The sequence below is a fragment of the Deinococcus sp. KSM4-11 genome (genome assembly GCF_004801415.1).
GTDB lineage: Bacteria > Deinococcota > Deinococci > Deinococcales > Deinococcaceae > Deinococcus.
Map to the genome: position 1 here is coordinate 1,417,454 of NZ_SSNX01000001.1, position 12,019 is coordinate 1,429,472.

Genomic DNA, 12,019 nt, shown 5'->3' on the forward strand with positions numbered 1-12,019 from the left:
CACATGGACAACTCTTTCCATTTGACTAGTACGGTGGATGCCGCGCACAGAGCGCTTAATTAAACTGCGCAGCATGACCCAACCCAGTATCGATGACCTGCGCAGTGAGGTCGATCAGATCAACCGCGAGCTCCTCACCCTGCTGTCCCGCCGCGGCGAGGTCGTCGCGCAGATCGGCCACGCCAAGACCCAGGAGGGCCGCCCGAACCACTACGACCCGGCCCGGGAGGACAAGCAGCTCAAGGAAATCGAATCCCTGAACCCCGGCCCGTTCACGGGCGCGGCCGTCAAGGCGATCTTTAAGGAGATCTTCAAGGCCAGCCTAGCCCTGGAGGAATCCAACGACAAAAAGCAGCTGCTAGTCTCCCGCAAGGTCAAGAGTGACGACACCGTGCTCGACATCGACGGCGTGCGGATCGGCGGCGGTGAGGCCCCCATCGTCATCGCCGGGCCCTGCTCGATCGAGTCCGAGGAACAGATGGAGCAGACCGGGGCGTTTCTCGCGGCGCGGGGCATCAAGATCCTGCGCGGCGGTGCGTACAAGCCCCGCAGCAGCCCCTACGGCTTCCAGGGCATGGGCGTCGATGGCCTGATCATCGGCAACCGCGTCGCGAAGGAACACGGAATGCTGTTCATCACGGAAGTCATGGACACGCGGGACGTGGAGATCGTCGCGGAGTACGCCGACATCCTGCAGGTGGGCGCGCGGAACATGCACAACTTCGCCCTGCTGCGCGAGGTGGGCCGCGCCCGCCGCCCCGTGCTGCTCAAGCGCGGCCTGAGCGCCACCATCGAGGAGTGGCTGTACGCCGCCGAGTACATCCTCTCGGAGGGTAACAACGAGGTCATCCTGTGCGAGCGCGGCATCCGCACCTTCGAGAAGTGGACGCGCAACACCCTCGATCTGTCGGCGGTGGCGCTCGCCAAGCAGGAAACGCACCTGCCGGTCATCGTGGACGTCACGCACGCCGCCGGACGCCGTGACCTGCTGATCCCGCTGGCGAAGGCGGCCCTGGCGGTCGGCGCGGACGGCATTCACGTCGAGGTTCACCCCAGCCCCGCCACGGCCCTGAGCGACAACGAGCAGCAGCTCGACTTCGCCGGGTACGACGCCTTTGCCGCCGCGCTCTCCAGCCTGCTGAAGGTGCCCGCGACCGTCTGACAGCGTTCTCTTCACGGCGCCACCCACCGTCCAGGGGGTGGCGCCGTTGCGTGACGGGCTGTTATCCCCCGGTCGCCGACCTCAGCTCGGAACGACTTCTGCGCTGCCCGAGGCTGACGTGCCTGGAGCTGGATCCTGCATGCTCTGAAGGGGGAAGGTATGCAGTTCCTGCACCTCGCCGCGCGCCTCACGGGTCAGGCTGAGGGCCTCCACGGTGAACCCGCCCAGCGGCGGGATACGGCCCTGGACGGCCTCCCACAGCTGATCGGCTCCCCACGGCAGCACGCCCAGGGCCAGCGTCAGGTGTGGGCGGTAGTCCGGGCCGTCGTAGAGCGCGCGGGTGCTGGGGCCCACGCTCAGGATCAGGTCATGCAGCCGCAGCAGGGCCGGATCCGGCTGGCACTCCAGGAAGATCACGCCGGGCAGCCGTTTCCAGCCCTTGATCCGCACGTCGAAGGCAGGCTGATCCCGCAGGGCCTGGCGCAGACTGCCGACCAGTTCCGTGGTACCCAGCGGCGTCTGAAAGGGAGCGCGCAGGTTCAGGTGGGGCGTGCCGAACCCCGACACGTTCAGTTCTGACTGCAGTCGCCGCATCCAGGTGTCCAGGGCCGCAGGCGGCCACGCGACCACCGAATGCAGGGGTCGGGTTCCGTCGATGGCGGCCGGCAGGGTCGTCGTCATGGCTCGTCGTGGGACGGCTCAGCCGATGCGGTACCGGCACACACCCTGGCCACAGGCAATCCGCCGGTCGCGCTGCACGGGCGCGTCCAGCACCTGCAGGTACAGGGTGAGTTCCGATTCGCACAGCTGCGGGTACTGCCGGGCGACCGTCAGGTTCGGGCAGTTGCGTTCCACCAGGTACCACGCGTCGCCGTCCTGCTCGACCTGGGTGTCGAAGCCCTGCTCGTCGAGGCGGGCCGCGAGGGCCCGCACGCGCTCGCCCAGCGGCAGGTGGGTGGGCAATTCACTGCTCAGGCGACTCGCCAGCTCGACATTCCGGGCGTCCAGAACGCGCAGCACCGCGCCACCGCCGAACAGCGACTCGATGTGCCGCAGGACGTCCACGCACAGCGTCGAATAGGACTTCGGGAAGGTGGCCTCACCCCGTTCGGTGAGGGTAAAGACATGCTGGGGCCGACCACGCCCGCCGGGCCGCTCGGTCCGGCAGACGATCAGTTCCTGATCCAGCAGGTCGCCCAGGTGGCGGCGCGCGGCGGGCACACTGACGTCCAGCCGCTGGGCGAGATCCTGGGCGGTCAGCGGCCCGTGGCGTTTGACGAGTTCCAGCAGCCGGGACTTGGTGCGTTCCGGCATGGGGGTGCCCAGGGCGGGCAGGGCGCTCATACGACGGTCAGCTGATCCGGCAGGCTGGCGAGCGACCGCACACTGATCTGCCCGGCCAGGGTACGGGCGACCTGCACCAGCGCCTGCGAGGCGGCCGAGTCCGGGTGGGCGAGAACACCGGGCGTGCCGTGGTCGGCATCGGCGCGCAGATCCACGTCGATGGGCACCTCGCCCAGCAGCGGGAACTGGTCGCCCAGGCGGCGGCTGCCGCCCCGCCCGAACAGGTCGTAGGTGAGCCCGGTATCGGGCGCGACGAAGTAACTCATGTTCTCCACCACGCCCAGCACCGGCACGCTGGCCTTGCGGAACATGTCGATGGCGCGCGCCGCGTCGATCAGCGCGACGTCCTGCGGTGTGGTCACGATCACGGCGCCCGTGACCTGCACCGTCTGTGTCAGGGAGAGCTGCACGTCGCCAGTGCCCGGCGGCAGATCCACGATCAGGTAATCCAGCTCGCCCCACGCGGCGTCCTTGATGAACTGCTGGATGGCCGAGTGCAGCATCGGGCCGCGCCACACCAGCGCCTGACCGGCGGGTGAGAGGTTCGCCATGCTCAGGAATTTCAGGCCGTGTGCGTCCAGGGGCTGCATCTTGCGCTCCGTGTTGGCGGTGACCTTCGCGGCGCCCTGGCCCATCATGTGTGCCACGCTGGGGCCGTACACGTCGGCATCGAGCAGGCCCACGCGCGCACCGTCGCGGGCGAGGCTCGCGGCGATGTTCACGGCCACGCTGCTCTTGCCCACGCCGCCCTTGCCGCTGCCCACCAGGATGACGTGCTTCACGCCGGGCAGCGCCGGCTGGGCCGCAGCGCGCACCATCGCGCCGAAGGTCACGACGACCCCATTCACACCGGGCACGCGCTGCACGGCCTCGCGCACGTCCCCCTCGATCTTGCCCTTCAGGGGGCAGGCGGGCGTGGTGAGGTTCACCTTCACATGGGCCACGCCGTCGGCGTCGACATCGGCCCGCTCGATCATGCCCAGCGACACCAGGTCACGGTGCAGTTCGGGGTCGTTCACGGTGCCCAGGGCGCTCAGGACGGCTTCACGCATATCCGCCATTAGTACCGCATCGCCGGGGGCGCGGCAAGCCACAGGGTTACAGACGGCCTTGCCAGACTGTGTGCGAACCCGGCCCGGCGGCAGCATTTATACTTGCCGTCGTGAAGCCCATCGGCCCCTATGTGGCAGTGCGGGACCTGCCAGCTGGCCCGGAGGACGGGCCCATCCGCACGCTGCGGGCCACGGATCGCCTGACCGGGATGCCCGTGCTGTTGCACGTGCTGCCCTTCGCGCCCCGGCTGCCGGAACTGCCGGATCACCCGGGCCTGCTGCCCATCGTGGACGGCGGCATGGACGGCAAGGACGCGTACGTCGTGACCGAGCTGCCCATGCAGGCCACCCCGGCCAGCGACCCCCTGCTCGCCGCCCAGGGAGCGCTGGCCGCCCTGGCCGCGTTGCACGGGCAGGGCCAGACGCACGGGGGCATCAGCAGCGCGCAACTCTGGGAGGTCGACGGCCGCGTGGCCCTGGCCGGCGCGGGCCTGCCGTGGCAGGACCACCCCACGCCCGGACGCGACCTGCGTGACCTGATCCTCGCACTGGAAGGCATCGGGATTCTGCCACCTGCCCTGACTCCCCTGCGCCGTGCGCCCGACGAGCTGGAGGCCGGGGAGGCCCTGGCCCTGCTGAATACCCCCGAGGGGCAGGTGGATGCAGGTCGAGCCGTGCCCGCGATCCCACCACCGGCGACGACCCTGCCGAACCGTGAGGCCGCCGCCCCAGAACCGACGAGCCCACCCCAGCCGTCGGTGGTCGTCCCGAACACGGCACCCCCTGCGCCGCTCGCACAACCTCCGGAGCGGGCGACTGCCACACCCATCCAGAACCATCCGCATGACGGCACACCGATCGTGCTCGGCGGCGAGATCGCCGATGATGGGCCCGTCGCGACGGAGGAGAACCCGCCTCCCACCGTGATCCCCTCCACCCCACCCGTGACGCCGAAATCCCGTAAGTCCCGCGGCGTGCTGAACCGTGGAGACGGTGGCCGTGAGGCGCTCTCCCCTCCGGCTGCTGCTCCGGTCATCTCGCCACCTCCGGGCACGGACAGGCTGCTCGACGCCGAAGACGCCTCGCCGTCCCCTCCTCCATCCAGCGAGAACCCGCCGCACATGCCTGCGACCCCCACGGAAGCAGCGATCCCTGAACCGGTCGATCCGTCTCCCCGGCCGACCACCCGCGACGTGTCCGAACCCGCACCGCTCACCAACACCGAGCCACGGCCAGCTGCTCCGCTTCCAGAGCTGGCAACTCCAGACGCGGTGATGGCTGCCACCGCTGGCACACCCGTTCCCGCCTTCTCCAGTGCGCCGGCAGGAACGGTGGAGACCCCGCAGGAGCGGCGGCGGCGGCAGAACGAGGAACGGCTCGCACAGGCCAGGCTCGACGCGCAGGCAGCGGCGGCCCGCAAGGTGGAGCGGCTCCGGGCCGAAGCGCTGGCCCGGCCACCCACGACCGTGCAGATCGGCTTTACCGGCCCGGCCGCCAGCGCAGGGGCCGTCATCGGGGAGGATGATCTGCCCGACTGGACGCCGCCCGCCGACGCTCCAGCGGAGGATGGCAGCAACCCGCCAGCGCGGCCAAAACTGACCATGCGCACCGTGGAACGGCTGCCGGAATCGTTGCGCCGGGCGCCGGAACCCGAGCCGGAACCGGAACCCAGGCCCAGCGGCCTCCTCCCGGCCCGCCACATGGCAGGGGGCCCGATCCGGATCGGGTGGGACGAGGACGATTCCTGGCGGGTGGTGAAGACCGTGGACGGCCCGCCCGTGCGGGAACCGCGCCGCGCGCCGCGCTGGCTGCTGCCGCTGATTGGCCTGCTGGCGCTGCTGGCCCTGGTGGCGGTCGTCGTGCCGCGCCTGCCCCGACCCGGGACTCCGGCCACCACCTGCTGCGATGTGGCCTTCACGCTGCGGGGGGCGGCCGGCGCCACCGCGCGCCTCACGCTGGACACCGCGCCCAAGGGGGCGAACCTCACACCCGGTCAGGAACTGGGGCGCGCGCCGGGCAAACTCCACCTGCCGGTACCGGGCACGTACCGCCTGCGGGTGATCGCGGAAGGGTATGCACCCGGCCAGCTGAGCGTGACCGTGCCCCGGTCGCAGCCGGTCAGCATCAACCTGGGGCCCTGAACGGTCTGTCCAGGGAGGACGCCTGCCGGGCCGTGGCGTGGCACAATCGGCCACGATGAGCGTCGTCATTCTGGATTTCGGCAGTCAGTTCACGCGGCTGATCACGCGGCGGTTCCGTGAACTGGGCGCGTACTCGGTGATTTTGCCGGGTACCGCGCCCCTGGAACGCATCTTGCAGGAGAAGCCGCAGGGGATCGTGCTGTCGGGCGGCCCGAGCAGCGTGTACGACGAGCGTGCCCCGACACCGGCGCCGGGCGTGCTGGAGCTGGACGTGCCGATCCTGGGCGTGTGCTACGGCATGCAGTACCTCGCGCAGCAGGCCGGCGGGGACGTCAAACGCGCCGGAAAGCGGGAGTACGGCAAGGCCGACCTCACGAAGTACGGCGGGCAGCTGTTCGCCGGCATTCAGGGTGAATTCGTGGCGTGGATGAGCCACAGCGATTCGGTCACGGCGCTGCCGAAGGGCTACGAGGTGGTCGCCGAGACCGAGGACACGCCGGTCACGGCCATCGAAAACGCGAAGGCGCGGCGCTACGGCGTGCAGTTCCACCCGGAGGTCGTCCACACGCCCAAGGGGGGGCAGCTGCTCGCGAACTTCCTGGACATCTGCGGTGTGACGCGCGACTGGAACGCGGAGCACATCATCGACGAGCTGATCGCGGACGTGCAGCGGCAGGTGGGCAGCGGGAAGGTGCTGCTGGCGATCTCGGGCGGTGTGGACAGCTCCACGCTGGGTCTGCTGCTGGCCCGCGCGGTCGGTGAGCAGCTCACGGCGGTGTTCATCGACCACGGCCTGTTGCGGCTGGGCGAGCGGGAGCAGGTCGAGGCGGCCCTGAAACCGCTGGGCGTGAACCTGATCACGGTGGACGCCCGCGCGGAGTTCATGGGCGCGCTCGCGGGCGTCAGCGACCCGGAGGAAAAACGCAAGATCATCGGGCGGGAGTTTATCCGGGCCTTCGAACGTGAGGCGCGCGGCCTGGGGCAATTCGACTTCCTGGCCCAGGGCACGCTGTACCCGGACGTGATCGAGTCAGCCGGGGGCGAGGGCGCGGCGAACATCAAGAGCCACCACAACGTGGGCGGCCTGCCGGCAGACCTGAACTTTAAGCTGGTCGAACCTTTCCGCACGCTGTTCAAGGACGAGGTGCGCGAGATCGCGCGGCTGCTGGGCCTGCCCGAGCACATCCGCATGCGCCACCCCTTCCCCGGCCCCGGCCTGGCGATCCGCTGCCTGGGGGCGATCAGCGAGGAGAAGATGGACATCCTGCGCCGTGTGGACGACATCTTCATCTCGGGCCTGCGTGAGTTCGGCCTGTACGACGGCTGCTCGCAGGCCCTGGCGATCCTGACCCCGATCCAGTCGGTGGGCGTGATGGGCGACGAGCGCACGTATTCGTACACGGCGGCGCTGCGGGCCGTGACCACCGATGATTTCATGACCGCCGAGTGGGCCCGGCTGCCGTACGAGTTCCTGGCGACCATGAGCAACCGCATCGTGAACCAGGTGCATGAGATCAACCGCGTGGTGTACGACATCACCGGCAAGCCGCCCGCCACCATCGAGTGGGAGTAAGCATCCCTGGAACGCTCAACTGTCAGAGCGGTGCAAGACCTGAGGAGTAGACTCGCCGCATGTCTCGCGCCCTGCCGCTCCTGGTTTGCCGGCAAACCACTGGGACGTCGGTGCAAGCGCCGCTGTGACCGTGCCCGCCCCGGTGGGCTCAATGGACGCCTTCGGGCTGTCGGAGCACCTCAAGCCCGCGCTGGAAGCCCACGCGGTGGTGCTGCTGGCGCAGTCCGCCGAGGATCTGTTTCACCGCTGCGTCTCGATGGCCCTGCACAGTACCCGCGCGACCACTGCGGTACTCCTGCTCTTCCGTCCCCATCACGACGCACTGGAGGTCGTGGCGGCCAGCGGCCATCACAGTGACGAGGCCCTGGGCCTCCTGCTGCCGCGCGGCCAGGGACTGAGCTGGCAGGTATTCAGCAGCGGCGAGGCGCTGCTCATTGACCAGGCATACCGTCACCAGGCCGCGCACTTCGTGGCAGGCCATCCCCAGGCCGGCGCGTACCTGGGCGTGCCGCTGCTCGATCCAGACGGCCACGCCCTGGGTGTGCTCTCGGTAGACACCACCAACAGCGACGAGGTGCTCGGCGCCGATGACAGCCGCACCCTGACGCTGCTGGCGCAGGCGGCGGGCGTGGCCTACAGCCGCCACGTCGCGCTGGAACTGGCGCAGGCGAACGCCCGCAAGTTCGAGCGGCTGGCACAGCTGTCGGCGGAAATAGAAGGCCTGGAGGATCCCGACGAGATTGCCCGCCACGCCCTCCAGACCCTGATCGACCTCAGCGGCTTCACGACCGGCGCCATGTTCACGCTGGACGACCACGAGCAGACCGCCCTGCACCTGCTGGTCGGCGACGTTGGCGACTCGCGCCTGGCGGAGGCGTGGGTGCGGCATCCCCATGCGCCCGAGGGAGTAGTGGCCGAGGTAATGACCACACGGAAGGTCGTGTCGGTTCACCAGTATGCCGGCTGGACGGGCGCTGCCCAGGTGGGGGGCCGGGGAGTGTACAGCGCCGTGGCGGCGCCGCTGCATGCTGCGGGCCGTCTGGTGGGCGTGATCGGGCTGCTGCACGTCCACCATGTGCACGGCGGTCCGCCCGGCGTCGGCAGCCTGCTCGAAATGGTGGTCGCCCGCATCGAACGTGCGACGGAACGCGTCCGCGCGCAGGAGCACCTGCGGGACATGCGGGAAGCGGCCCTACGCGCGGTCGGCCGGGTGCTGGAGGGCCGCGACGGGGAGACGTACGGGCACACGGATCGGGTGACGGCCCTGGCCCTGCAGTTGGGCGAAGTCCTCCACCTGACCGACGACGAGCGTCAACACCTGCGCTGGGGAGCCTATCTGCACGATATCGGCAAGGTCACGGTGCCTGACGCGATCTTGCTCAAGCCGGGCGCCCTCACCCCCGAGGAACGCCAGACCATCGAGCAACACGTCGTGATTGGCGACGGCATGCTGCGCGACGAGGTCTTCGTGCCGCGCGAGGTGCGGGCCGTGGTGCGCTCCCACCACGAGCGCTGGGATGGGCGCGGGTACCCCGACGGCCTCCACGGCGAGCAGATCCCTCTGCTGGCCCGGATCTTCAGCGTGGTGGACGTGTACGATGCCCTGATCAGCGAACGCCCGTACAAACGCGCGTGGTCGCACGACGACGCCATCGCGGAATTGAAGCGCAGTGCGGGCACGCAATTCGACCCACGGGTCGTCGAGGCCTTCTGTGCCCTGGCCACGCTGAAGGTGGACGACGCATGACGGCCGAGGCGGCATCGATCGGCCCCCTCTCCGGGCGGGCCGAACTTCAGACGATCGAACAGACGCTGGCGAACGCCACGGCCCTGACTCCGGCGGCACGGGCGCTGCTGCACCGCGACGCCGTGTACCTCGCGCTGGATCTGGGTGATGTCGCAGGAGCCATGGCCCACGCCCTGGCCTGCCTGGAACTGGCGCGCAGCAGCGGGGACGCATCTCTGCAGGTCAAGGCGCACGTGGCCCTGGCCCTGGTGCAGGCGGACTCCTACGACGACCAGGGGGCCAGCACGCACTTCGCACTGGCCGACACCCTGGCGCGCAAGGTGGGGGACGACCGTGGGGTGGCGCTGGTGGCCATCAACGCCGCGCACCATGAACTGGAGCGGCGTCGGTACCGCGCCGCCCTGTCGGTGCTGCTGGCCCTGATCCAGTCGCCACACCTCCGAAGCCTGTCCAGGCCGGATTCCACGCACCTGAACGGGATCTTCCACATGAACTTCGTGGTGAGCGCCGCCGAGTGCTTTATCGCCGGGGATGACCTGGGCGGCGCGGAACCGGCGGTCGAGGCGCAACTGCTGGCCTCTGCGACGTTCCTCCAGCAGGCCGCGCTGGAGGTCGCGCACACCCCGGTCGTGGACGCAGCCGGAGTCTTCGACGCCCTGACGCGGCATGCCCTGTGGATGGGCGACCTCGCCACCGCCCGTGATCTGGCCGACGAGCATGTCCGGATCACCCACGCCGCCGACCTGCCCCTGCTGTACGGCCGGGCGCTGCTCGACCGCAGCCGGGTGCATGCGGCCACCGGGGATCTGGACAGCGCCATCCTCGACGCCGAACTGGCCGTGCGGTATTTCGGCGAGGCGTCCTCCATCCTGTGGGAGGCCCGCTCGCGCGAGACGCTGGCCGCCGCCTATGCCCGCGCCGGCCGCTACCGAGACGCCTACGAGACGCAGCTGGCCGTGACCCTCGGCGTGGAGAACCTGTACCGCGATTACCACCAGCAGCGCGCCCTGGTGGGCCAGATCGAGCAGCAGGCCCGCGACGCCGAGGTGCGCGCCCAGGCGCTCGCCGAGGCCGCCCTGCGCGATCCTCTCACCGGAGCGCCCAACCGCACACAGGCCATGCAGGTGCTCGGCGACCTCCACCGCCGCGCCCAGCACGGTCAGGCCAGCGCCATCGCGCTGCTCGACCTGGATCTGTTCAAACGCGTGAACGACACCTACGGCCACCTGGTCGGAGACGCCGTGCTGATCGAGGCGACCCGACTGCTGAGCGCGGAACTGCGCGAACAGGATCTGCTGGCGCGGCTGGGGGGCGAGGAGTTCTTGGTCATCCTGACGGACGTGACCGTGGACGAGGCGGCTGTCGTGTGTGCGCGGCTGCGCGACACGCTGCATCGGGCGTCATGGGAGACGCTGGCACCCGGTCTGGTCACGTCCGGGAGTTTCGGCGTGGCCGTGCTGGACGGAAAGCACGACATCACGGGCACGCTGAAGGTGGCCGATCAGGCGCTGTACGCTGCCAAGGCGGCGGGCCGCAACACCGTCCGGGTCGCCCCCGCGCACGACGCCGGCTGAAGGCGGATCAGCGGGCCGGACGGTCCAGCCAGTCGCGGTGCAGCAGGCCGTACAGGGCGTCATCCGTCCACTCGCCGCGGTGGTCGTAGGCCTGGATGAGGGTGCCCTCGTGCCGGAACCCGAGTCGAAGCAACAACCGGGCCACGGGCCCGTTGCGGGGGTCGATGCTGGCGTGCAGGCGGTGCAGGTTCAGAACCGTGAACGCGTGGGTCACCAGAACCGCCCCCGCCTCGCCCGCGTACCCTTGGCCCTGTGCGCTGGGGGCCAGCGTGATGCCGAACTCCGCCTGGGCGCCATGCGTCCGCAGCGCCACATCCCCGAGCAGCCGGCCATCTGGCAGCGCGATGCCGTACTGCACCCAGCCGGGATCTCCCAGTCGTTTTCCGGTCATATCCTGGATGAGCGTCCGGGCGTCCGCCAGCCGGTACGGCACCGTCCAGCCCTGGAAGGCCGCCACGGCGGCGTCGTTGCGGTACGCGCACAGAACGTCGGCATCCTCGGGCAGCAGGGAACGCAGGATCACGCGCGGCCCGGACAGAAGGGCAGGGGACGACATGACTCCAGCCTACGGGGTGAGGCTTCCCGCCTGCACCTGCGTGTTACCGGTCGCCCCACCAGACCGTGGGCCAGCCCGCTTGAAGCCCGGGTGGGAAGGGTAAACTCTGGGAACACCACAGCTCCCCGTCACCGACCGTGCCGCCTGTCCCTGGAGGCGATCCGTGAACATCCTTTTCACGCCCTTTCCACCGCAACTGAGCATGACGTTCACCTCCGCCCAGCTGGCGCGGCTGGATCGCCGCTTCGCCTGCCCCGAGCTTCTGCCCCTGGATTTGTCCCTGCTGGTGCAGGACAGCGCCGCGCTGCTCAGTGCCGCCCTGTCGGTTCGCACCGAGGAGGGACGCTGGGCCAGACACCCGGAGGAAGCGTCTGTCCTGCCGAGCGTGGACGAAGCCACATGGGAACGTCACCTGTTGCTCGCCGGTACGCCAGTACACGTCTGCTCGGTCGAGGAAGCCGCCTTCCTGCGCGACTGGACGGACGGCCTGGTGTACCTCTTCTGTGGCGGCACCCACCTGCGACGCCGTCTGAACCTCGGCCTGTTCTGCGACCGGATGGAAGTCGACTTTCTGCTGTCCGAACAGTGCCTGGGCGTGAAAGTCCTGCGCGCCCACCGGCTGGAAGCGGACGGCACGCTGACGCTGTGGCGGGTCACCTGCTGACTCCGGGGAACAACCGGAGAGCAATCAGGATTTGCGGTGGTGACCCTAACCCGGCCTACAGACAGCGCCGATCGGGTGTGCTGGGCCGGTCGGCTGATATCCGGTTCGCGCCCACCTGAACAGCCCATCACCGTCGGAACCGGTGACCGCTGTGAGTTCCTTCCGCCTTGGCACTCCGGGCATCCCGTACACTGGCAGGGTTGCCT

The 12,019-nt window shown here is 69.6% G+C and carries 10 protein-coding genes; 6 read left to right on the forward strand and 4 right to left on the reverse strand.

Features of this window, described 5'->3' with window-relative positions; all coding sequences use genetic code 11:
• The first annotated feature begins 73 nt into the window (after positions 1–73).
• Positions 74–1,162: a bifunctional 3-deoxy-7-phosphoheptulonate synthase/chorismate mutase gene (locus E7T09_RS07070; protein WP_136388365.1), complete on the forward strand. Its 1,089-nt coding sequence runs from the start codon at positions 74–76 to the stop codon at positions 1,160–1,162.
• 81 nt (positions 1,163–1,243) lie between these two features.
• Here E7T09_RS07070 and E7T09_RS07075 read toward each other — a convergent pair whose 3' ends face one another.
• Genes E7T09_RS07075 through E7T09_RS07085 form a run of 3 tightly spaced genes read right to left on the reverse strand, consistent with a single transcriptional unit; the run spans position 1,244 to position 3,558 of the window.
• A complete protein-coding gene (locus E7T09_RS07075; RefSeq protein WP_136388366.1) occupies positions 1,244–1,843 on the reverse strand; it encodes a 2'-5' RNA ligase family protein in 600 nt (199 codons plus the stop codon).
• Between the two features lie 18 nt (positions 1,844–1,861).
• The gene (locus E7T09_RS07080) at positions 1,862–2,506 is read right to left on the reverse strand and encodes a metalloregulator ArsR/SmtB family transcription factor (RefSeq protein ID WP_136388367.1); all 645 of its coding nucleotides are present in this window, start codon (positions 2,504–2,506) and stop codon (positions 1,862–1,864) included.
• The gene (locus tag E7T09_RS07085) at positions 2,503–3,558 is read right to left on the reverse strand and encodes an Mrp/NBP35 family ATP-binding protein (RefSeq protein ID WP_136388368.1); all 1,056 of its coding nucleotides are present in this window, start codon (positions 3,556–3,558) and stop codon (positions 2,503–2,505) included. Before E7T09_RS07085 ends, E7T09_RS07080 begins: the two co-directional genes overlap by 4 nt.
• A gap of 110 nt (positions 3,559–3,668) precedes the next feature.
• Here E7T09_RS07085 and E7T09_RS07090 point away from each other — a divergent pair, with 110 nt between their 5' ends.
• The 4 genes from E7T09_RS07090 to E7T09_RS07105 all read left to right on the forward strand — a co-directional run bounded on the left by E7T09_RS07090 (position 3,669) and on the right by E7T09_RS07105 (position 10,593).
• A complete protein-coding gene (locus E7T09_RS07090; RefSeq protein WP_136388369.1) occupies positions 3,669–5,699 on the forward strand; it encodes a PEGA domain-containing protein in 2,031 nt (676 codons plus the stop codon).
• Between the two features lie 55 nt (positions 5,700–5,754).
• A complete protein-coding gene (guaA, locus tag E7T09_RS07095; RefSeq protein WP_136388370.1) occupies positions 5,755–7,272 on the forward strand; it encodes a glutamine-hydrolyzing GMP synthase in 1,518 nt (505 codons plus the stop codon).
• Positions 7,273–7,396: 124 nt separating this feature from the next.
• On the forward strand, positions 7,397–9,019 hold the full coding sequence (locus E7T09_RS07100) for an HD domain-containing phosphohydrolase (protein ID WP_136388371.1): 1,623 nt from the start codon (positions 7,397–7,399) through the stop codon (positions 9,017–9,019).
• A complete protein-coding gene (locus tag E7T09_RS07105; RefSeq protein WP_136388372.1) occupies positions 9,016–10,593 on the forward strand; it encodes a diguanylate cyclase in 1,578 nt (525 codons plus the stop codon). The genes E7T09_RS07100 and E7T09_RS07105 overlap by 4 nt, the downstream gene beginning before the upstream one ends.
• Before the next feature lie 7 nt (positions 10,594–10,600).
• On the opposite strand, the gene E7T09_RS07110 is transcribed toward E7T09_RS07105, so the two are convergent.
• The gene (locus E7T09_RS07110; protein WP_136388373.1) at positions 10,601–11,149 is read right to left on the reverse strand and encodes a GNAT family N-acetyltransferase; all 549 of its coding nucleotides are present in this window, start codon (positions 11,147–11,149) and stop codon (positions 10,601–10,603) included.
• A 163-nt stretch (positions 11,150–11,312) separates the two neighbouring features.
• Here E7T09_RS07110 and E7T09_RS07115 point away from each other — a divergent pair, with 163 nt between their 5' ends.
• Positions 11,313–11,813, forward strand: coding sequence for a hypothetical protein (locus tag E7T09_RS07115; RefSeq protein WP_136388374.1), 501 nt, complete (start codon positions 11,313–11,315; stop codon positions 11,811–11,813).
• Positions 11,814–12,019: the final 206 nt, after the last annotated feature.

Bases quoted from the DNA above. Each gene is read 5' to 3' on its own strand.
- E7T09_RS07070 (WP_136388365.1), top strand. From the start codon at position 74: ATGACCCAACCCAGTATCGATGACCTGCGCAGTGAGGTCGATCAGATC.
- E7T09_RS07075 (WP_136388366.1), bottom strand. From the start codon at position 1,843: ATGACGACGACCCTGCCGGCCGCCATCGACGGAACCCGACCCCTGCAT.
- E7T09_RS07080 (WP_136388367.1), bottom strand. From the start codon at position 2,506: ATGAGCGCCCTGCCCGCCCTGGGCACCCCCATGCCGGAACGCACCAAG.
- E7T09_RS07085 (WP_136388368.1), bottom strand. From the start codon at position 3,558: ATGCGTGAAGCCGTCCTGAGCGCCCTGGGCACCGTGAACGACCCCGAA.
- guaA (WP_136388370.1), top strand. From the start codon at position 5,755: ATGAGCGTCGTCATTCTGGATTTCGGCAGTCAGTTCACGCGGCTGATC.
- E7T09_RS07105 (WP_136388372.1), top strand. From the start codon at position 9,016: ATGACGGCCGAGGCGGCATCGATCGGCCCCCTCTCCGGGCGGGCCGAA.
- E7T09_RS07110 (WP_136388373.1), bottom strand. From the start codon at position 11,149: ATGTCGTCCCCTGCCCTTCTGTCCGGGCCGCGCGTGATCCTGCGTTCC.